Here is an 18,763-nt window from a genome sequence, read left to right on the forward strand (position 1 = left end):
TTACAATTGAATGTGAATGTCTACTTTCGTTATCTAGTTTTCAAAGAACACGTTGGTGGAGCCTAGCGGGATCGAACCGCTGACCTCCTGCGTGCAAAGCAGGCGCTCTCCCAGCTGAGCTAAGGCCCCGTGTATAAAGATGGTGGGCCTGAGTGGACTCGAACCACCGACCTCACGCTTATCAGGCGTGCGCTCTAACCAGCTGAGCTACAGGCCCATCTTTTGATTCATATGAAGGAAGTTCCTTCAAAACTAAACAAGATCTAAACGCACCTGTCTATAAGACCGCAAGGTCTTATATTCCGTATAATATCCTTAGAAAGGAGGTGATCCAGCCGCACCTTCCGATACGGCTACCTTGTTACGACTTCACCCCAATCATCTGTCCCACCTTCGGCGGCTGGCTCCAAAAGGTTACCTCACCGACTTCGGGTGTTACAAACTCTCGTGGTGTGACGGGCGGTGTGTACAAGGCCCGGGAACGTATTCACCGCGGCATGCTGATCCGCGATTACTAGCGATTCCAGCTTCACGCAGTCGAGTTGCAGACTGCGATCCGAACTGAGAACAGATTTGTGGGATTGGCTTAGCCTCGCGGCTTCGCTGCCCTTTGTTCTGCCCATTGTAGCACGTGTGTAGCCCAGGTCATAAGGGGCATGATGATTTGACGTCATCCCCACCTTCCTCCGGTTTGTCACCGGCAGTCACCTTAGAGTGCCCAACTGAATGCTGGCAACTAAGATCAAGGGTTGCGCTCGTTGCGGGACTTAACCCAACATCTCACGACACGAGCTGACGACAACCATGCACCACCTGTCACTCTGCCCCCGAAGGGGAAGCCCTATCTCTAGGGTTGTCAGAGGATGTCAAGACCTGGTAAGGTTCTTCGCGTTGCTTCGAATTAAACCACATGCTCCACCGCTTGTGCGGGCCCCCGTCAATTCCTTTGAGTTTCAGTCTTGCGACCGTACTCCCCAGGCGGAGTGCTTAATGCGTTTGCTGCAGCACTAAAGGGCGGAAACCCTCTAACACTTAGCACTCATCGTTTACGGCGTGGACTACCAGGGTATCTAATCCTGTTCGCTCCCCACGCTTTCGCGCCTCAGCGTCAGTTACAGACCAGAGAGTCGCCTTCGCCACTGGTGTTCCTCCACATCTCTACGCATTTCACCGCTACACGTGGAATTCCACTCTCCTCTTCTGCACTCAAGTTCCCCAGTTTCCAATGACCCTCCCGGTTGAGCCGGGGCTTTCACATCAGACTTAAGAAACCGCCTGCGCGCGCTTTACGCCCAATAATTCCGGACAACGCTTGCCACCTACGTATTACCGCGGCTGCTGGCACGTAGTTAGCCGTGGCTTTCTGGTTAGGTACCGTCAAGGTACCGCCCTATTCGAACGGTACTTGTTCTTCCCTAACAACAGAGTTTTACGATCCGAAAACCTTCATCACTCACGCGGCGTTGCTCCGTCAGACTTTCGTCCATTGCGGAAGATTCCCTACTGCTGCCTCCGTAGGAGTCTGGGCCGTGTCTCAGTCCCAGTGTGGCCGATCACCCTCTCAGGTCGGCTACGCATCGTTGCCTTGGTGAGCCGTTACCTCACCAACTAGCTAATGCGCCGCGGGTCCATCTGTAAGTGGTAGCTAAAAGCCACCTTTTATAATTGAACCATGCGGTTCAATCAAGCATCCGGTATTAGCCCCGGTTTCCCGGAGTTATCCCAGTCTTACAGGCAGGTTACCCACGTGTTACTCACCCGTCCGCCGCTGACCTAAGGGAGCAAGCTCCCGTCGGTCCGCTCGACTTGCATGTATTAGGCACGCCGCCAGCGTTCGTCCTGAGCCAGGATCAAACTCTCCATGAAATAATGGAGCGCAGATTAAGTTCGTCACATCCTGTGACAACATCTGCATGACCTGCATCGTGCAGGCCCCTGACTACGCACATTCGCATGTGCGATTTATTTAATGAATTAACAGGTACGTTTGTCTTGTTTAGTTTTCAAAGAACTTCGTTGCCGCTCTCAAAGCGACTATAATATCTTAACATTTAATCGTGATGTCGTCAACAACTTTTTTCAAAAAAATTATTCGTCATTAGCGACGAATATTAATTTAACACCTTTAAATATTTTTGTCAACAAAAAATTATATTGCGATAAATTGTTTAATGACAATAAGAGCTGCTACACCGGGAACCCCCAATAATCCGCTCACTCCGGTTGTTACAATATTAATCGGCACGTGAATGCCCACGCTCTCGCCAAACAGATTCACACAGAATAAAAACAAAGCGCCGACTACAAATCTAACCGCTATTCTTCCGATTAATCGCAAAGGTTTAAATGATGCTTTTGAAAAAAACAACAGGGCAACCAAAGCGACAATTGCCCCGATAAAGATAACAGATCCCATGAATTCCCTCACTCCTCGCTCGTTCTTGTACAAGCATATGATGGGAATCATGCAAATAGACCTGCTATTTCCAGCTGCCGATCCTTAAATTTCTTTTTTTTGCTTCCCGCAAATAAAAAAAGTACTTTGCCTCGGCAACCTTTAATTCACAAAGAACTTCTGGCGAAGGCTCAAGACTGTTTTCAATCAGCCGCTTTTGCCTGTTCCATTCTTCCTTTTGATGGATCAGCTGTTCGATCAGCTTGTTATCAAATTCTTTTCTAAGCTTCTTTTTCCGAAGAAAACCCATGGTAATGCAATCTCCTCCCTCTACATTTCACGTCTGCCTTCAAGCGCTTTAGAAAGAGTGACTTCATCTGCATACTCCAAATCGCCTCCGACCGGAAGTCCATGGGCAATTCGTGACAGCTTGATACCAGACGGCTTTAAAAGCCTTGAAATGTACATGGCCGTTGCTTCTCCTTCTATATTCGGGTTTGTCGCGAGAATGACTTCAGTCACTTGATCATCCTGCAACCGCTTCAGCAATTCGGGTATTTTAATATCTTCCGGACCGATGCCGTCCATCGGAGAAATCGCTCCATGCAAAACATGGTACAGTCCGTTGTACTCCTTCATTTTCTCCATAGCAATGACATCTTTCGGATCCTGAACAACACATATGACCGATTTGTCTCTTCTTGTATCTTCACAAATATAGCAAGGATCTTGATCTGTTATATGTCCGCAAACCGAGCAATATGTCAAATTGCGCTTTGCGTTTACCAATGCTTTTGCAAAATCTAACACGACGTCTTCTTTCATACTAAGAACAAAAAAAGCCAGACGGACCGCCGTCTTGGGTCCGATTCCTGGCAATTTCATAAAGCTGTCAATCAGCTTTGATATTGGTTCAGGATACTGCATTCTTATTTTCCTCCTAGAATAAACCCGGCATGTTCATTCCTTTTGTAAACTTACCCATCGTTTCATTTGTTACTTCGTCGACTTTTTTCAAAGCATCGTTTGTCGCTGCAAGAACAAGATCTTGAAGCATTTCAACATCTTCAGGGTCTACGACTTCCTCTTTGATGACGACGTCGATGACTTCTTTTTGGCCGTTTACCTTAACAGTCACCATTCCCCCGCCTGCAGTACCTTCGAGTACTTTTTCAGCCAGCTCCTCCTGTGCCTTTTGCATATCCTTTTGCATTTTTTGCATTTGCTTCATCATTTTCTGCATGTTACCCATTCCACCGCGCATACTCAAATCCACTCTCTTTCATGTTTTTATTCTTTAATTTCAATCAGTTCCGCTCCGAACAGTTTTTTAGCTTCTTCTACGAGCGGATCTTCTTCTTTCGTTTCATTTGCTTCAGAATCTTCCGGTTGGTGATCCTGCAAAAATTCTTCTCTTATTTTACCCCATTGGGCTTCGGGAACGCCAACTATATCCATCCTTCCGCCGAGCATTCCGTCCAAAATTTGCTCCAGATTTGTCCTGACTCCATTGTTGTCTTCAGCTACCATTTTACAGTGAATTTCGTATTTGAATGCGAGGACAAATGCTTTTGAAGATGCAGCCACCGGTTCGCTGTCATTTAAAAGGGCTGCATGCGATACTTTATTCTGCTGTTTAAGCTGGGCAAGCAATTCTCCCCAGCAGCCCTTCAATTTTTCGAGATCCGGTCTTGTGGCATCTTTTAATATTTCATGAATACGGCCGACAGGCGCTTTATATGCGTTTTTCACGCTTTTTTGCGGACGGGACGTTTCTTTAGGCTGGGCGGGAGCCGAAGAAACTTGCACACCTTGTGTTTTAAGCTTCTCAATCTCCTGTTCAAGCTGCCGAACCTTGTTGACGAGACTGTCCACTTCCGGCTGGGCGGCCGCGGATGCCCCTGCTCTTGGTCCCTGGCAGAGCTTCACAACCGCGACTTCAAAGAAGATACGCGGATGGTTCGTCCATTTCATTTCCTGATGGCTTTTATTTAATATATCGATCATTTCGTAAAGGTCTGATGCAGGAATTTGCCGGGACAGGGTTTGGAACTCTTCGTCCACCTTCACCTTTTCAAGAACGCCTTCTAAATCGGGCGCCGTTTGATAAAGAAGCATATCCCTGAAGTAGAAAATCATATCCTCGATTAATTTTGCCGGATCTTTCCCCTGCTGAAGCAGTTCGTTCAATGTTTCCAAAGCACCGGAAACATTTTTTTCGTGAAGGGTTGAGGCGAGCTTTCCAATATAGTGCTGTGACACAGCGCCTGTTATCAGCAGCGCATCATCCACCGTCAGCTCTTCTCCGCTGAACGATACGGCCTGATCGAGCAGGCTCAGCGCATCTCTCATGCCGCCGTCCGCAGCACTGGCGATGATGTCTAAGGCGCCGTCCTGCACATTGAACTGTTCAGCTTCGACGATTTTTTTCATTCGTCCGACAATTGCCTGTGAAGTAATCCTCTTAAAATCAAATCGCTGACATCTAGAAATAATCGTTAAAGGAATTTTATGAGGCTCTGTTGTTGCGAGAATAAAGATACAATGCTCCGGCGGCTCTTCAAGCGTTTTTAGAAGGGCGTTGAATGCGCCGATAGAAAGCATATGTACTTCGTCTATGATATATACTTTATACGTGACGGCAGACGGGGCAAATTTCACCTTGTCCCGGATGTCGCGTATTTCATCTACACCGTTGTTAGAAGCGGCGTCAATTTCGATCACATCTGAAATCGAACCGTTTGTAATGCCTTTACACGCGGAGCATTCATTACACGGTTCACTGACCGGAGCGTGCTCACAGTTAACAGCTTTGGCAAACAGTTTTGCGGCGCTTGTTTTTCCCGTTCCCCTCGGTCCGGAAAACAGATAAGCGTGCGAAAATTTCTTTTGTAAAAGGGCATTTTGCAACGTTTTCGTGATGTGCTCCTGACCGACTACATCTTCAAACAACTGCGGCCTGAACACTCTATATAAAGCCTGGTAACTCACAAACACGCCCTCCTCTTGTTTTCATCATTTCCATTATACATGAAGCGGCTTTCAAATCCAAAAGCTCTTCTTAAGAAAAAAACTCATCTATATTAAAATAGATGAGTTCTTAATTTGATGATTGATTTACCGTGCACCTTCTGTCGATTCGCTACCCTAAGCGTTACTTAAGCAGTTAGCTCAGCCCAGGCAACCCTGCGGCACATGGAAGGTTCCACTTAATGCTGCTTCCTTCCGGACCTGACATGGTTCATGGATTCCCATTGCGCAGGACCCAAGCGTCAACACCACTTGCTTAAGGCAGACCTTAAAGTAAACGAACCTCGAGAAAGGAATTCGGCCTCGCTCGAGCGGATTGCGAGTACAGGGCACCGCTACCTCCCCGCTTAGCACGGCAAAATAAATATCAAATTATTTAAGCTGCGCCTTGATGTGACGCACTCATTAGTATAACTTGTTTCATCCTAAATTGCAAATTTCCGTCATGACAGCTCGCTTTGCTTTTCTGCTTTCTTTTTCGCACGGAGCTTTCTGAAAAAATCACTCAGCATCCTGCCGCATTCTTTTTCCATTACGCCGCTTACGACTTCAGCCTGATGATTGAACCTCTCTTCCTGCAGGAGATTCATTAAAGTCCCTGCACAGCCGCCTTTCGGATCAGATGCTCCGAACACCACTTTGTCGATTCTGGAAAGAACGGCCGCTCCTGCACACATCGGACATGGCTCAAGGGTAACGTAAAGAACGGCTCTCTCCAGCCGCCAGGTCCCCAGCTTCCGGCATGCCTCTTCAATGACGAGCATCTCTGCATGGGCAACCGATCTTTGTTCGGTTTCCCTCAAATTATGGGCGCGGGCGATAATTTCCCCATCTAGAACCAGTACTGCGCCAATCGGCACTTCGCCTTTTTCTTCGGCTTTTCTCGCTTCATTGATCGCTTCTTTCATATAAAACTCGTCTTGTGTCATCCGCATGCACTCTTTCAATGTTTTTCGTCCAACTGAATAGGCTAACTTATAGTTAAAGGAATTTGAAATCTGAAAGGAGACAATCACATTGTCCAATTCAGCTCTCATTATAGTCGACATCATTAATGATTTTCAATTCGATATGGGTGACGTTCTTTCCAAAAAGACCAGAAACATCACCGAGCATCTTCTGGCATTAAAAGAACACGCAGCCAAAATGAAATGGCCTATCATATACATTAATGACCATTTTGGAATTTGGCAAGCGGATATTGCTGCCATTATCAAGAAATGCAAAAATGACAGAAGCGAATATATCATCGACCGGCTCGCACCGAATAACAGCGATTATTTCTTAATCAAACCAAAGCACTCAGCTTTTTACGGCACCGCTCTTGAAACATTGCTGCATGAACTTCATGTCGATCATCTGATCATTACTGGGGTCGCAGGCAATATCTGCGTATTATTTACGGCAAACGATGCTTATATGCGGGAGTACGATATTACGATTCCGCGCGATTGCATCGCCTCAAACAATGAAAAAGACAACGAATATGCATTGACGATGATGGAAAATGTTCTGTTCGCCAATATTACGACGGCTAAAGAGATCACCGCCGAAACTTAGAGCATGAAACACTTCCTTTCTTCATATAGTGGTAGCAATGAGAAAGGAGGCGTTTCCCATTCAGATTTATGTCGTAAAAAGAGGCGATACCCTTTACCAAATCGCGAATCGTTACCGAACAACAGTTAATGAAATTGTCGCGACGAATGAAATCCCGAACCCGAATCGGCTTGTTGTCGGACAAACCATCGTAATACCGATCGCCGGCGAGTTTTATGAGGTCAGACAAGGAGATACATTAGCATCAATCGGAGCACGCTTTAATATTTCTCCGGCTGAACTGGCGAGGATCAACCGGATTCAGGTTAGCGCCGTTTTGCCTGTCGGGCTGCTGCTTTATATCCCCCCTCGGCCAAAACGGAACATTGAAACAAACGCTTATATCGAACCTCGGGGAGAAAGCGTAAGCCCCGCTCTGCAGCAGGCGGCAAGAGAGGCTTCGCCATACTTGACTTATCTGGGGGCTTTCAGCTTCCAGGCGAAGCGGGACGGCACACTGGAAGAACCGCCGCTGAACAACTTAAAAGAAATTGCCGACAGACATCGGACTACGATGATGATGATTGTCACCAATCTCGAAAATGAAGCTTTCAGCGACGAACTCGGCAGGATCATTCTGACAGACCAGAACGTAAAAAACAGATTGCTCGATAACATCGTTGCAGCGGCCAGAAGATACGGTTTCAAAGACATCCATTTTGATTTTGAATACTTAAGGCCTGAAGATAGAGAAGCCTATAATCAGTTTTTACGGGATGCACGGGCCCGCTTCAAACGGGAAGGCTGGTTCATCTCAACCGCGCTTGCGCCGAAAACGAGAGCGGATCAGCCTGGTCAATGGTATGAGGCCCATGATTACCGGGCTCACGGCGAAATTGTCGATTTCGTCGTGCTGATGACATATGAGTGGGGCTATAGCGGAGGGCCGCCGATGGCGGTATCGCCGATCGGGCCCGTCCGGGACGTAATCGAATACGCACTCACGGAAATGCCCGCCAGCAAAATCGTCATGGGACAGAACTTGTACGGTTATGACTGGACGCTCCCCTATACACCAGGCGGACCGCTGGCCAGAGCAATCAGCCCCCAGCAAGCGATTGAGATCGCGAGCGAGAACAATGCGGCGATACTGTACGATGAAACAGCCCAGGCTCCTTACTTCCGCTATACGGACAATGCCGGCAAACAGCATGAAGTATGGTTTGAAGACGCGCGCTCGATTCAGGCAAAGTTTGATCTGATTAGGGAATTGAATTTAAGGGGAATCAGCTATTGGAAGCTCGGCCTGTCCTTCCCACAAAACTGGCTCTTGATAGCCGATCAATTTAATGTTGTGAAAGAGACGTTCCCAAGCTAAAGGAACGTTTTTTTCATGGCAGAAGATAATGATGTGATACAATATGTATGGTTCACAAATGAATTTCTTTAGTAGGAGGACACCTATGAATACAGCCCCTTTCATCGCTGTCGAAGGCCCCATCGGTGCGGGAAAAACAACCTTGGCCAGCATGCTCTCCGAAAAGCTCTCACTCTCTTTGGTCAAAGAAATCGTCGAAGAAAACCCTTTTCTTGATAAATTTTATGATGACAAAGATGAATGGAGCTTTCAGCTTGAGATGTTTTTCCTCTGCAATCGCTATAAGCAGCTTGAAGATACCGAAAAGAAGTATTTGCATCATCATATGCCCGTTGTTTCGGACTATCATATTTATAAAAACCTCATTTTTGCCGAACGGACGCTGGAAGGCAAAAAACTTGAGAAATACAGAAAAATTTATCATCTGCTTACAGAAGATCTGCCGAAACCAAATGTCATCATTTACATAAGAGCAAGCCTTCCGACGTTATTGGAACGGATCAAAAAGCGCGGACGGCCGTTTGAACAGGAAATGGACAAGCAATATCTGGAACAGCTCATCAATGATTATGAGGCTGCCATTAAGCAATTTAAAGAATCCGATCCGCCAATGTCCGTTATTGAAATTAACGGAGATCAGGAAGACTTCGTGATCTCTGACGCCGTTTTCAATCGAATTGCCGATCAAGTAAAGGAGTATATAGAATGAGTGTATATGCTATTCCGAAAGATGCTATCATTACTGTTGCCGGAACGGTAGGAGTGGGGAAATCCACATTGACAAAAGAGCTTGCAAAAAAACTCGGATTTAAAACTTCTCTTGAAGAGGTTGTAAACAACCCTTATTTGGAGGCTTTTTACCAAGACTTTGAACGCTGGAGCTTTCACCTGCAAATTTTCTTCTTGGCGGAACGCTTCAAAGAGCAAAAATACATTTACGAATCGGGCGGAGGATTTGTTCAGGACCGTTCAATTTATGAAGATACAGGCATTTTCGCCAAAATGCACGCCGATAAAGGCACGATGTCAAAAGTCGATTATAAGACATATACGAGCTTGTTTGAAGCGATGGTCATGACGCCTTACTTCCCCCGCCCTGACGTTTTAGTCTATTTGGAGGGCGATTTGGAAACGATTCTCGACCGCATCAAAAAACGCGGAAGAGAAATGGAACTGTTAACCGACAGATCGTATTGGGAGGAAATGTACACAAGGTACGAAAACTGGATCAGCGGATTTAACGCCTGTCCGGTAGTCAGAGTCAATATTGATGAATACGACCTGTTCAACAACTCCGCCTCCCTTGATCCAATCATTGAAAAAATCAGTGAAGCCATTCAAAGATAAACAACAAAAAGAGCGGGTTCCCTTGAAGAGCCGCTCTTTTTGTTGTACATATAAAAAAACCGCTGCCCTATCCAGGCAGCGGCAACACAATCTCCAATTTATGCTTAGTCAATCACTAAAATGCAAATCAATAATGGCGGAGGAAGAGGGATTCGAACCCCCGCGGGCTTTGACACCCCTGTCGGTTTTCAAGACCGATCCCTTCAGCCAGACTTGGGTATTCCTCCGTATCGACAAGAATTAATATAACATGTCCTATCTTTTTAAGTCAAGGGATTTTTTAATAAAAAATTTATTTTATTGTTCACGCTTCTCATTATATGCAAAAATGATGATAAACGCAAAGGGTGATAGCATTGTGGAAACATTTTATAAGCCGTTTGCCTCAAGATTACACACTGAACAGACCTATTGAAACAGGAAAGCTTCGGAAAGCAGAAGAACTCCTCGGCGTCTCTTTCCCTGATGAACTGGTCAGCCTCTTAAAAATGACAGATGGCATCAATGATACATTCGGGGATCATCTCATTTGGCCTGCAGACAGAATAATAGAAGAGAATCGAGACATGAGAGGTACCGACTGTTTTAAGCCGTTTGATTGTCTGTTATTTATAGCAGGTGCGGGCAATGGCGATTTATTTGCTTATTCTATTTTAAACGGCTCCATACGGAAAAATGATATTTATGTTTGGAATCATATAGACGACAGCCGAATATGGGTCGCATCTTCTTTAAAGCCATTCATAAAAGGCTGGATCGACGGAACAATCACCATTTAAAAAACGATCTTAGGCAGGAGCATGATGAAATGAATTACCTATCAAAAGAATTGGCTGAGGAAATTGTCGACAGAACCATGTCGATTATTCGGCACAACATTAATATGATGGATGAAAACGGGGTTATCATCGCTTCAGGGGACCGCTCGAGAATCGGTGATGAACACGCTGGAGCGAAGGATGCACTTGCAGCTGAAAAGGTTATCAGCATCACACCTGAAGAATGCTCGGCTTTAACGGGAACAAAGCCCGGCGTAAACCTTCCCATCGTATTTCATGATGAAATAATCGGCGTCATTGGAATCACGGGGCCGCCTTCTGAAGTCAGCCGTTATGGAGAACTTGTTAAAATGGCGGCAGAGCTAACTGTCGAACAGGCATTTTTAACAAAACAGCTGACATGGGATCAAAGGCTTCGCGAAGAAACGGTCATCCAAATGATTCAGGGGGCCGATCTAGCATCCCTTGACTTCCTTGAACGTGCGGAGCGATTGAACATACCACTAGATGGCCAGCGTACTTGTCTTGTGTTTGAGCTGCCATCCGCTGATATGAAGCCGGCATTTATTAAAAAACTTGAAAAGCATTTAACCGTGAAAGATTTATACGCCAATATTTCTTTAAAAGAGATCGCAGTTATTCTGGCAGGCGCCCCCACTAAAAGCAGGTCCGAACTCTTTTCATCTTGGAACAGCTGGCTCAGTCAATGGAAAACGGTCAGAGGCGCGCTTGGCGAGCAGGCCGATCGGCTTCAGCAGCTGCCATTTTCCTATCAAAGTGCAAAACAAACGCTCAAGATTGCTAAAAACAGTTGTAGTTTATACGACTATCGAGAGTTTGCGATTCCTGTTTTATTATCAAAAATAGAGCGGCCGGATCAGGAGATTCACTTTCGAAACATCTGGGATCGCCTTTCCCAAGCAGATCAAAAAGGCGAATTGACCCATACCCTCCTCTGCTACATAGAAGAAAACGGCGAAATCGGGGAAACTTCATCAAGACTCTTTATTCACCGCAACACATTAAACTACCGGCTGAAAAAGGTTGAAATAGCGACAGGGTGCAATCCAAAACGGTTTGACGACCTATTCAAACTGTATACAGCCATTACGCTTTTTTCACCGTTTTGTGCAAATGAACAATTTTAATATAGGATATAAGAACGAAATCCGTATGCCTGACCAATTCTCCCTCATACAGAAAGCGTTTACAATTGGACGTAAGGGAGGGTATGCAAATGGATATTCAAATCAATGCAATAGGCGCCTTATGCGCATTAGCCATATCAATTTTTCTCATTCTGAAAAAAGTCCCGCCGGCTTACGGCATGATGATCGGCGCATTGGCCGGAGGCTTAATCGGCGGCGCAGATTTAATAGAGACGACGGATTTGATGATAGCAGGTGCTAAAAACATGATTCCTGCGGTGCTCCGCATCTTGGCGGCAGGCGTGCTCGCCGGCGTCCTGATTCAATCCGGCTCCGCAGCGGTGATTGCGGAAACCATTGTCAATAAGATCGGAGAAAAAAGAGCGCTGCTTGCCTTAACATTGGCAACGGCCATCTTAACAACGGTCGGCGTATTTGTTGATGTCGCTGTCATCACAGTCGCTCCGATTGCCCTGGCGATCGCGAAGCGGACCTTTATCAGCAAAGCGGCCATTCTGTTGGCGATGATCGGCGGGGGAAAAGCGGGCAATATCATGTCGCCAAACCCTAATGCCATTGCTGCTTCAGATGCCTTTCACGTCCCTTTGACATCCGTGATGGCCGCCGGGATCATCCCCGCTATTTTCGGATTGGGCGCCACTTATTTCCTAGCAAAACGCCTTTCAAATAAAGGAACAAAAGTAGCTGCAAATGAGATTGAAGCCCAAACGGCTCAACACCTGCCGGCATTTTGGGCGGCGCTCAGCGGTCCGGTCGTGTCCATCCTGTTGCTCGCCTTAAGGCCTGCGGCAGGAATTACGATTGATCCAATTATCGCTCTGCCCGCGGGAGGCCTCGTCACTGCGATTACATCGGGGCAAGCGGGCAAACTGAAGGATTTTGCCGCTTCAGGACTGTCGAAGATGTCAGGTGTTGCCGTGATGCTGATCGGGACTGGAACGCTTGCGGGAATCATCGCCAACTCCCAACTCAATTCTTTAATTACCGACACCCTTGTCGGCCTGGGTCTGCCGTCGTTTCTCTTAGCTCCAATCTCAGGCATGCTGATGTCAATGGCAACCGCCTCGACAACCGCCGGCACCGCTGTCGCCAGCAGCGTATTCGGCCCGACATTGCTTGATCTTGGCGTCGCCGGCCTCGCAGGTGCGGCGATGATTCACGCCGGAGCAACGGTGCTCGACCACCTGCCTCACGGAAGTTTTTTTCATACGACAGGAGGCAGCGTATTCATGTCCATGAAAGAACGTTTAAAGCTGATTCCTTATGAGTCGGTCATCGGCTTAATCCTAACCATTATCTCAACTTTGATTTTTGGAATTTTTCAATTCTTTATTTAAAAAGGAGCAGGTACCATGAAAATCGTAATCGCACCTGATTCATTTAAAGAAAGCATGACATCGCTTGAGGCGGCTAGAAGCATTGAAAAAGGCTTTAAAGCGGTACTGCCTGACGCCGAATACGTCAACATTCCGGTTGCCGATGGAGGCGAAGGAACCGTTCAAGCTCTGGTTGACGCTACCGGAGGAGACATCGTGCATCAAACGGTCACAGGCCCTCTCGGGAAGCCGGTGAAGGCGGCTTACGGCCTGCTTGGCGACGGAAAAACGGCTGTCATCGAAATGGCTGAAGCGTCAGGCCTTCACCTCGTTCCCCCTGGACAGCGGAATCCCCTGTTAACGACGACGCGAGGAACCGGAGAACTGATTCTGGATGCTGCGGAAAAAGGAGTGTCCAACATCATTATCGGACTCGGCGGAAGCGCGACAAATGATGGCGGAGCGGGAATGGCTGCAGCACTGGGCGTGAAGTTTCTAAACCGCGATGGAGAAGAGATTGAAAATGGCGGCGGCGCATTAGCTGAGATTGCCAAAATCGATGTGAGCGGTCTCAATCCAAAATTAAAGCATATCCGATTTGAAGCCGCCTGTGATGTCGATAACCCTCTTACAGGGCCTCGCGGAGCCTCAGCCGTATTTGGGCCGCAAAAAGGGGCGAACAGCGAAATGACTGCCCTCTTGGATCAAAACTTAAAACATTATGCTGCAGCTGTGAAAGCAGAGCTGGGGTGCGAAATCGATTCAATCCCTGGAGCCGGAGCGGCCGGAGGATTAGGAGCAGGCCTGTGCGCCTTTTTAAAAGCGGAATTAAAAAGCGGAGTTGACATTGTGTTAGATACTTTGTCTTTTTCCGAACGTATTAAAGGAGCCGATCTTGTGATTACAGGCGAGGGAAAAATAGACGGCCAAACGGTAAGCGGAAAAACGCCGGCCGGTGTCGCAAAACGCGCCCGCAGCGAGAATATTCCCGTCATTGCATTCGCCGGCTCGCTCGGTGAAGGCTGTGAGCTTGTTTATGATATCGGCATTTCCGCTCTCTTTTCGATCGTGCCAGGGATCAGCTCCTTGGAGAATGCCCTTGCCGATGGAAGTTCAAACCTTACGCGCTGCGCCCGTAATGTAGCGGCCGTCTGGTCACACGCATAAAAAAAGCGCGCCTATTGGCGCGCATTTTTTTTATGGTTGAATAATGTCTCTGTTCCCCATGTATGGACGAAGCGCTTTAGGGATGAGGACGCTTCCGTCCTCCTGCTGGTAATTTTCCAATAATGCGGCAACCGTTCTGCCGACTGCCAAGCCGGAGCCGTTTAGCGTATGGACATGCTCTGGCTTGCCTTTTGCTTCCCTTCTGAATCTGATATTCGCCCGTCTGGCCTGGAAAGCTTCAAAGTTACTACAAGATGAAATTTCACGATATGTGTTTTGGCTTGGAATCCATACTTCGATATCGTATTTTTTCGCAGCAGTAAACCCTAGATCGCCTGTACACATGCTCATCACACGATAAGGAAGATCAAGCAGCTGAAGAACTTTCTCCGCTTGATTTGTCAGCTTTTCAAGCTCTTCATATGAATCCTCAGGCTTCACAAATTTCACCAGTTCAACCTTGTTAAATTGGTGCTGGCGAATCAAACCGCGTGTATCACGGCCGGCTGAGCCTGCTTCTGAACGGAAGCATGCACTGAACGCCGCATAATTGACCGGCAGGTCGTCAGCTGACAAAATTTCATCGCGATGCAGGTTCGTAATTGGCACTTCTGCCGTCGGAATTAAAAAATAATCTTCTTCTCTGATTTTAAAGGCATCTTCCTCAAATTTCGGCAGCTGTCCGGTGCCTGTCATGCTTGCGCGGTTCACCATGTACGGCGGGATGACTTCCGTATAGCCGTACTCGTCTACGTGGAGATCAAGCATAAAGTTATACAATGCACGTTCAAGTCTGGCGCCGAGCCCTTTATAGAAAACGAAACGGCTTCCCGTTACCTTGCCGGCCCGCTCAAAATCGAGAATATCCAATTGATCGGCAATATCCCAATGAGGCTTCGGCTCAAACGAAAATTCAGGGAGTTCGCCCCATTTGCGAACTTCCACGTTGTCGTCTTCAGTCTCACCGACCGGAACAGACTCGTGAGGGATGTTCGGAATAGACAGCATGATCTTATCAAGGGAAGACTCGACCGTTCTCAGCTCTTCATCAAGTTTTTTAATGTCTTCACCGACTTCGCGCATTTCTTTAATGAGGTGGTCAGCATCTTTTTTCTCACGCTTTAATGCGGCAACCTGCTGAGATACCTCATTGCGCTTTCCTTTCAGCTCTTCCACTTTGACGATCAATTCTCTTCTCTTTGTATCCAATTCCTCAAATTGATCAAAATCTGATAAATCTTCTCCCCTGTGGGCAAGCTTTTGTTTGATTTCTTCCAAATTTGCCCGCAGCAGTTTGACATCAAGCATCTGCCTCGCTCCTTTTATACTGATTTGACCGAAAAAAAGAGCCCTTGTCCCCTAAATATAAGGGACGAGAGCTCTCGCGTTGCCACCCTGATTGAAAACAGGCATCTTCCTCCTGTTTTCCGCTTCATTTTGATAACGGTTCTCCCGTAAATGCCTACTTTGACTGTTCAGCATTTCGCTCAAGGATGGATTCGGACAGCATCTTTCGCCGATTCGCACCAACCATCGGCTCTCTTGGAAAGAGAGGCTTCCTACTGCTTCCTATCAACGCTTTTCGATCTATATTGTCTTATAAATGTACTACAAGTTTTAACAGCTTTCAACCGTTTTATACGACGGCTTCCCGTTTATGCTTTTCCACCATCTCGACAAATAATTTCGTCATTCTGTGATCATCCGTCAGCTCAGGGTGGAAAGAACAGCCGAGAAGATTTCCTTGTTTGGCAGCGACGATTCTTCCGTTGTGTTCCGAAAGTACTTCTACATCTGCGCCCGCTTCCAAAATGTGCGGGGCGCGGATAAATACGCCTGTAAACGGTGCGTCCAGTCCTTTAACCGTTAAGTCTGCTTCAAAGCTGTCCACTTGTCTTCCAAAGGAATTCCGCTCTACCGTTACATCCAGAACCCCAAGATGGGCATCGTTAGTTCCAGCTATGTTCTTCGCCAGGATAATCAGCCCCGCACAAGTTCCAAATACCGGCTTTCCGGATGCGGCAAATTCCTGAAGAGGCTTCATAAACTGATACGTATCGATGAGGCGCCTCATCGTCGTGCTTTCGCCTCCGGGCAAAATCAAACCGTCGATTTCCTTTAACTCTTCCGGCCACTTGATGACTTTTCCGGCTGCTCCGCATGCTTCAATTGAGCGAATATGTTCTCTTACTGCTCCCTGAAGTCCAAGTACACCAATTGTCAGCATGTCAATCCGTCTCCTTCGTGTTTACCAGCCGCGCTCTTGCATACGCTGTTCTGGCAGCAGATTTGAGATTTCAATCCCTTTCATCGCAGTTCCAAGCTCTTTTGAAAGCTCGGCAATCAGCTTGTAATCCGTGTAATGCGTCGTCGCTTCAACAATTGCTTTCGCGAATTTTGCAGGGTTATCAGATTTGAAAATACCGGACCCTACGAATACGCCGTCAGCGCCAAGCTGCATCATTAAAGCAGCATCAGCAGGTGTTGCCACACCGCCGGCAGCAAAGTTGACAACCGGAAGGCGTCCTTCAGCTTTAATTTCCTTCAGCAGCTCATAAGGAGCGCCGAGGTTTTTCGCTTCTGTCATCAGCTCATCATCACTCATGCCGACTACTTTGCGCACTTGAGCATTCACCTTTCTCATATGGCGGACAGCTTCCACAATATTGCCTGTACCAGGTTCGCCTTTTGTACGAAGCATTGAAGCTCCTTCAGCGATCCGGCGCGTCGCTTCTCCGAGGTCGCGGCATCCGCATACAAATGGAACGGTATATTCGTTTTTATTTAAATGAAATTCTTCATCCGCAGGAGTCAAAACTTCACTTTCATCAATATAGTCAACGCCAAGCGCTTCAAGAACACGCGCTTCAACGATATGCCCGATGCGTGCTTTCGCCATGACCGGGATTGAAACAGCGTTCATGACTTCTTCGACAATTGTCGGATCTGCCATGCGGGCAACCCCGCCTGCCGCACGGATATCAGCCGGAACACGCTCCAGCGCCATGACTGCGACGGCTCCTGCTTCTTCTGCGATTTTTGCTTGTTCGGCATTGACAACGTCCATAATGACGCCGCCCTTCTGCATTTCTGCCATACCACGTTTTACGCGATCAGTACCTGTTTGAGCCATTTCAAGGATCCCCCTAATCAAAGATTGAATTGTCAGATTTAATCCTATTGTATCCTATAATTGCACAAAATCATATGAAAAACACGAAGATTATTTCTATTTTAATAACAAATCGTTAGGATTGTAAATGGTAATTCTATCTGAATATGACAATAAAGAGCCCTATCAGATAGAGCCCTTTATTTATTAAAACCAGCCGGTTACCATTTCAACAATGCTGTTCCATATACCGGCAAAAAAGCCGCCAATGCTTCTCATCGTTAAAATAAACCAGTTTGCTTTCTCATCATCTTCTTTTGTCACCAGGTTTACACCTGATACATCGCTGCCGAGAAAACCGTAATCCTTTTCTTCTCCCTTATAGGAAGCCGTCAAGGTACCGACTTTCTCACCTTTTTTAACAGGTGCGGTCAGCTCGTCTTTGTTCAGCGTCACTTTCGCTTTGTAATTCTTTTCTTCACCGTTCTTCACAGGCATTGAAAAGGCTTTTTCCGTGACGATGCCGACTTCGGTTTCTTTCCCTTTGTCGACTGTGACCGTTTCGTTGCCTTTCACTTGTGCGCCTTTTGCGTAAAACTCTTTCATGGTGAAGTTATCAAATGCATAATCAAGCATTTTTTTCGTTTCTTTAAATCGCCCCGTATGAAGGTCGCCTTTCGCATTCAGAACGACAGAAATCACTCTCATGCCGTTTCTTTCGGCAGTAGCCGTAAAGCATGATCCGGCAGAGTCCGTTGACCCGGTTTTCAGCCCGTCCACACCTTCATATTGCTGAACAAGGCCTTTCAGCATAAAGTTCCAGTTCGGCATGTCCATTTCATCGTCAGTGCCTTTTCTGAACTTCGTTTTGGCAATGCTCGCCGTATCGAGGATTTCAGGATAATCGCTCACTAAATGATCGGCAAGGAGCGCCATGTCTCTCGCAGACACTTCATTTTCTTCATTGGCATTTGTTCCGCTCGGATGTTTGCCGTGAAGATCCTTGTTTTCCAAACCTGTAGCATTCACAAATTTGAAATCTTTCATTCCAAGCTCTTTAGCTTTTTTATTCATTAACTCTACAAACTTTGATTCAGAACCGGCAACGATTTCAGAAAGTGCAATAGCCGCCGCGTTTGCAGAGTAAATTGCAGTCGCCTGATAAAGTTCTTTTACTGTGTATGATCCGTCTTTACGAAGAGGAACATTCGATAATGAACGATCTTGGGAAATTTCGTATACATAATCGTCAGGCGTGTACTTCTGATCCCATTTCACTTTGCCTTCGTGGATCGCTTCCAACAGGAGATACTCCGTCATCATTTTTGCCATGCTGGCAACAGGAAGACGCTGATCGGGATTTTTACTGTACAAAATTTTTCCCGATGAAGCTTCCACCAGGATTGCTGCTTTTGCGTCTACATTAATTGGATCATTTGCGGCTTTTGCTGTTGACATAGGAGAAAATGCACCTACAGTCACGGCAAAAGCAACGATCATCATGATCAGCTGCTTTAATCTCTTGCTTTTC

The 18,763-nt window shown here is 46.7% G+C and carries 18 protein-coding genes, 3 tRNA genes, 1 rRNA gene, 1 other RNA gene and 1 other annotated feature; of the genes, 8 read left to right on the forward strand and 15 right to left on the reverse strand.

Annotation, left to right across the window (positions count from 1 at the left end; genetic code table 11):
• Nucleotides 1-53 precede the first annotated feature (53 nt).
• The 10 genes from H2R00_RS14905 to tadA all read right to left on the reverse strand — a co-directional run bounded on the left by H2R00_RS14905 (nucleotide 54) and on the right by tadA (nucleotide 6,354).
• Nucleotides 54-129 (reverse strand) — tRNA-Ala (locus H2R00_RS14905).
• A gap of 11 nt (nucleotides 130-140) precedes the next feature.
• A tRNA-Ile gene (locus H2R00_RS14910) sits at nucleotides 141-217 on the reverse strand.
• 102 nt (nucleotides 218-319) lie between these two features.
• Nucleotides 320-1,866: ribosomal RNA gene (locus H2R00_RS14915) — 16S ribosomal RNA — on the reverse strand.
• A 283-nt stretch (nucleotides 1,867-2,149) separates the two neighbouring features.
• Nucleotides 2,150-2,416, reverse strand: a complete 267-nt coding sequence (locus H2R00_RS14920; RefSeq protein ID WP_003178144.1) for a pro-sigmaK processing inhibitor BofA family protein — start codon at nucleotides 2,414-2,416, stop codon at nucleotides 2,150-2,152.
• A 64-nt stretch (nucleotides 2,417-2,480) separates the two neighbouring features.
• Nucleotides 2,481-2,705: a YaaL family protein gene (locus tag H2R00_RS14925; protein ID WP_182069605.1), complete on the reverse strand. Its 225-nt coding sequence runs from the start codon at nucleotides 2,703-2,705 to the stop codon at nucleotides 2,481-2,483.
• A 20-nt stretch (nucleotides 2,706-2,725) separates the two neighbouring features.
• Nucleotides 2,726-3,322 carry a recombination protein RecR gene (recR, locus tag H2R00_RS14930; protein ID WP_003178140.1) on the reverse strand — a complete coding sequence of 199 codons (597 nt, stop codon included), beginning with the start codon at nucleotides 3,320-3,322 and terminating at the stop codon, nucleotides 2,726-2,728.
• Between the two features lie 13 nt (nucleotides 3,323-3,335).
• Nucleotides 3,336-3,659, reverse strand: a complete 324-nt coding sequence (locus tag H2R00_RS14935) for a YbaB/EbfC family nucleoid-associated protein (RefSeq protein WP_154997974.1) — start codon at nucleotides 3,657-3,659, stop codon at nucleotides 3,336-3,338.
• Between the two features lie 26 nt (nucleotides 3,660-3,685).
• A complete protein-coding gene (gene dnaX / locus H2R00_RS14940) occupies nucleotides 3,686-5,386 on the reverse strand; it encodes a DNA polymerase III subunit gamma/tau (RefSeq protein ID WP_182069607.1) in 1,701 nt (566 codons plus the stop codon).
• Between the two features lie 129 nt (nucleotides 5,387-5,515).
• An RNA gene (gene ffs, locus H2R00_RS14945) (signal recognition particle sRNA large type) lies at nucleotides 5,516-5,781 on the reverse strand.
• A gap of 87 nt (nucleotides 5,782-5,868) precedes the next feature.
• Nucleotides 5,869-6,354, reverse strand: coding sequence for a tRNA adenosine(34) deaminase TadA (gene tadA / locus H2R00_RS14950; protein WP_154997970.1), 486 nt, complete (start codon nucleotides 6,352-6,354; stop codon nucleotides 5,869-5,871).
• Between the two features lie 82 nt (nucleotides 6,355-6,436).
• Between tadA and H2R00_RS14955 the strand changes: the two genes are divergently transcribed.
• From H2R00_RS14955 to H2R00_RS14970, 4 genes are all read left to right on the forward strand, one after another.
• Nucleotides 6,437-6,985 carry a cysteine hydrolase family protein gene (locus tag H2R00_RS14955; RefSeq protein ID WP_234113126.1) on the forward strand — a complete coding sequence of 183 codons (549 nt, stop codon included), beginning with the start codon at nucleotides 6,437-6,439 and terminating at the stop codon, nucleotides 6,983-6,985.
• A 37-nt stretch (nucleotides 6,986-7,022) separates the two neighbouring features.
• Nucleotides 7,023-8,342, forward strand: a complete 1,320-nt coding sequence (locus tag H2R00_RS14960) for a glycoside hydrolase family 18 protein (RefSeq protein ID WP_182069608.1) — start codon at nucleotides 7,023-7,025, stop codon at nucleotides 8,340-8,342.
• Between the two features lie 85 nt (nucleotides 8,343-8,427).
• Nucleotides 8,428-9,051, forward strand: coding sequence for a deoxynucleoside kinase (locus H2R00_RS14965; protein WP_182069609.1), 624 nt, complete (start codon nucleotides 8,428-8,430; stop codon nucleotides 9,049-9,051).
• Complete coding sequence (locus H2R00_RS14970; RefSeq protein ID WP_154997962.1) at nucleotides 9,048-9,689, forward strand: deoxynucleoside kinase; 642 nt, start codon at nucleotides 9,048-9,050, stop codon at nucleotides 9,687-9,689. The genes H2R00_RS14965 and H2R00_RS14970 overlap by 4 nt, the downstream gene beginning before the upstream one ends.
• A 134-nt stretch (nucleotides 9,690-9,823) precedes the next feature.
• Here H2R00_RS14970 and H2R00_RS14975 read toward each other — a convergent pair.
• Nucleotides 9,824-9,916: transfer RNA gene (locus tag H2R00_RS14975), tRNA-Ser, on the reverse strand.
• A gap of 129 nt (nucleotides 9,917-10,045) precedes the next feature.
• Here H2R00_RS14975 and H2R00_RS14980 point away from each other — a divergent pair.
• The 4 genes from H2R00_RS14980 (at nucleotide 10,046) to H2R00_RS14995 (ending at nucleotide 14,120) form a co-directional block, all read left to right on the forward strand.
• The gene (locus H2R00_RS14980; RefSeq protein ID WP_182069610.1) at nucleotides 10,046-10,468 is read left to right on the forward strand and encodes an SMI1/KNR4 family protein; all 423 of its coding nucleotides are present in this window, start codon (nucleotides 10,046-10,048) and stop codon (nucleotides 10,466-10,468) included.
• 29 nt (nucleotides 10,469-10,497) lie between these two features.
• Nucleotides 10,498-11,616, forward strand: a complete 1,119-nt coding sequence (locus H2R00_RS14985) for a CdaR family transcriptional regulator (protein ID WP_182069611.1) — start codon at nucleotides 10,498-10,500, stop codon at nucleotides 11,614-11,616.
• Between the two features lie 89 nt (nucleotides 11,617-11,705).
• Nucleotides 11,706-12,974 (forward strand): GntP family permease, encoded by a 1,269-nt coding sequence (locus H2R00_RS14990; RefSeq protein WP_182069612.1) that lies wholly within the window; start codon nucleotides 11,706-11,708, stop codon nucleotides 12,972-12,974.
• A 15-nt stretch (nucleotides 12,975-12,989) separates the two neighbouring features.
• A complete protein-coding gene (locus H2R00_RS14995) occupies nucleotides 12,990-14,120 on the forward strand; it encodes a glycerate kinase (RefSeq protein ID WP_182069613.1) in 1,131 nt (376 codons plus the stop codon).
• 30 nt (nucleotides 14,121-14,150) lie between these two features.
• Here the strand turns inward: H2R00_RS14995 and serS are convergent, their stop codons facing one another.
• The 4 genes from serS to H2R00_RS15015 form a co-directional block, all read right to left on the reverse strand.
• Entirely contained in the window at nucleotides 14,151-15,428 is a 1,278-nt protein-coding gene (serS, locus tag H2R00_RS15000; RefSeq protein WP_182069614.1) for a serine--tRNA ligase, read from the reverse strand.
• A gap of 57 nt (nucleotides 15,429-15,485) precedes the next feature.
• Nucleotides 15,486-15,705, reverse strand: a binding site (T-box leader).
• Between the two features lie 51 nt (nucleotides 15,706-15,756).
• Nucleotides 15,757-16,347 carry a pyridoxal 5'-phosphate synthase glutaminase subunit PdxT gene (gene pdxT, locus H2R00_RS15005; RefSeq protein ID WP_076793615.1) on the reverse strand — a complete coding sequence of 197 codons (591 nt, stop codon included), beginning with the start codon at nucleotides 16,345-16,347 and terminating at the stop codon, nucleotides 15,757-15,759.
• Nucleotides 16,348-16,368: 21 nt separating this feature from the next.
• Nucleotides 16,369-17,253: a pyridoxal 5'-phosphate synthase lyase subunit PdxS gene (pdxS, locus tag H2R00_RS15010; RefSeq protein WP_154997950.1), complete on the reverse strand. Its 885-nt coding sequence runs from the start codon at nucleotides 17,251-17,253 to the stop codon at nucleotides 16,369-16,371.
• Between the two features lie 186 nt (nucleotides 17,254-17,439).
• Complete coding sequence (locus H2R00_RS15015) at nucleotides 17,440-18,735, reverse strand: D-alanyl-D-alanine carboxypeptidase family protein (RefSeq protein WP_412055941.1); 1,296 nt, start codon at nucleotides 18,733-18,735, stop codon at nucleotides 17,440-17,442.
• Between the last annotated feature and the right edge of the window lie 28 nt (nucleotides 18,736-18,763).

The sequence above is a fragment of the Bacillus haynesii genome (genome assembly GCF_014042035.1).
In the GTDB taxonomy this organism is placed as follows: Bacteria; Bacillota; Bacilli; order Bacillales; family Bacillaceae; genus Bacillus; species Bacillus haynesii.

Coding starts and splice junctions, on each gene's coding strand:
- H2R00_RS14920 (WP_003178144.1), bottom strand. CDS start 2,416: ATGGGATCTGTTATCTTTATCGGGGCAATTGTCGCTTTGGTTGCCCTG.
- H2R00_RS14925 (WP_182069605.1), bottom strand. CDS start 2,705: ATGGGTTTTCTTCGGAAAAAGAAGCTTAGAAAAGAATTTGATAACAAG.
- recR (WP_003178140.1), bottom strand. CDS start 3,322: ATGCAGTATCCTGAACCAATATCAAAGCTGATTGACAGCTTTATGAAA.
- H2R00_RS14935 (WP_154997974.1), bottom strand. CDS start 3,659: ATGCGCGGTGGAATGGGTAACATGCAGAAAATGATGAAGCAAATGCAA.
- tadA (WP_154997970.1), bottom strand. CDS start 6,354: ATGACACAAGACGAGTTTTATATGAAAGAAGCGATCAATGAAGCGAGA.
- H2R00_RS14960 (WP_182069608.1), top strand. CDS start 7,023: ATGAGAAAGGAGGCGTTTCCCATTCAGATTTATGTCGTAAAAAGAGGC.
- H2R00_RS14965 (WP_182069609.1), top strand. CDS start 8,428: ATGAATACAGCCCCTTTCATCGCTGTCGAAGGCCCCATCGGTGCGGGA.
- H2R00_RS14970 (WP_154997962.1), top strand. CDS start 9,048: ATGAGTGTATATGCTATTCCGAAAGATGCTATCATTACTGTTGCCGGA.
- H2R00_RS14985 (WP_182069611.1), top strand. CDS start 10,498: ATGAATTACCTATCAAAAGAATTGGCTGAGGAAATTGTCGACAGAACC.
- H2R00_RS14990 (WP_182069612.1), top strand. CDS start 11,706: ATGGATATTCAAATCAATGCAATAGGCGCCTTATGCGCATTAGCCATA.
- H2R00_RS14995 (WP_182069613.1), top strand. CDS start 12,990: ATGAAAATCGTAATCGCACCTGATTCATTTAAAGAAAGCATGACATCG.
- serS (WP_182069614.1), bottom strand. CDS start 15,428: ATGCTTGATGTCAAACTGCTGCGGGCAAATTTGGAAGAAATCAAACAA.
- pdxT (WP_076793615.1), bottom strand. CDS start 16,347: ATGCTGACAATTGGTGTACTTGGACTTCAGGGAGCAGTAAGAGAACAT.
- pdxS (WP_154997950.1), bottom strand. CDS start 17,253: ATGGCTCAAACAGGTACTGATCGCGTAAAACGTGGTATGGCAGAAATG.
- H2R00_RS15015 (WP_412055941.1), bottom strand. CDS start 18,735: ATGATGATCGTTGCTTTTGCCGTGACTGTAGGTGCATTTTCTCCTATG.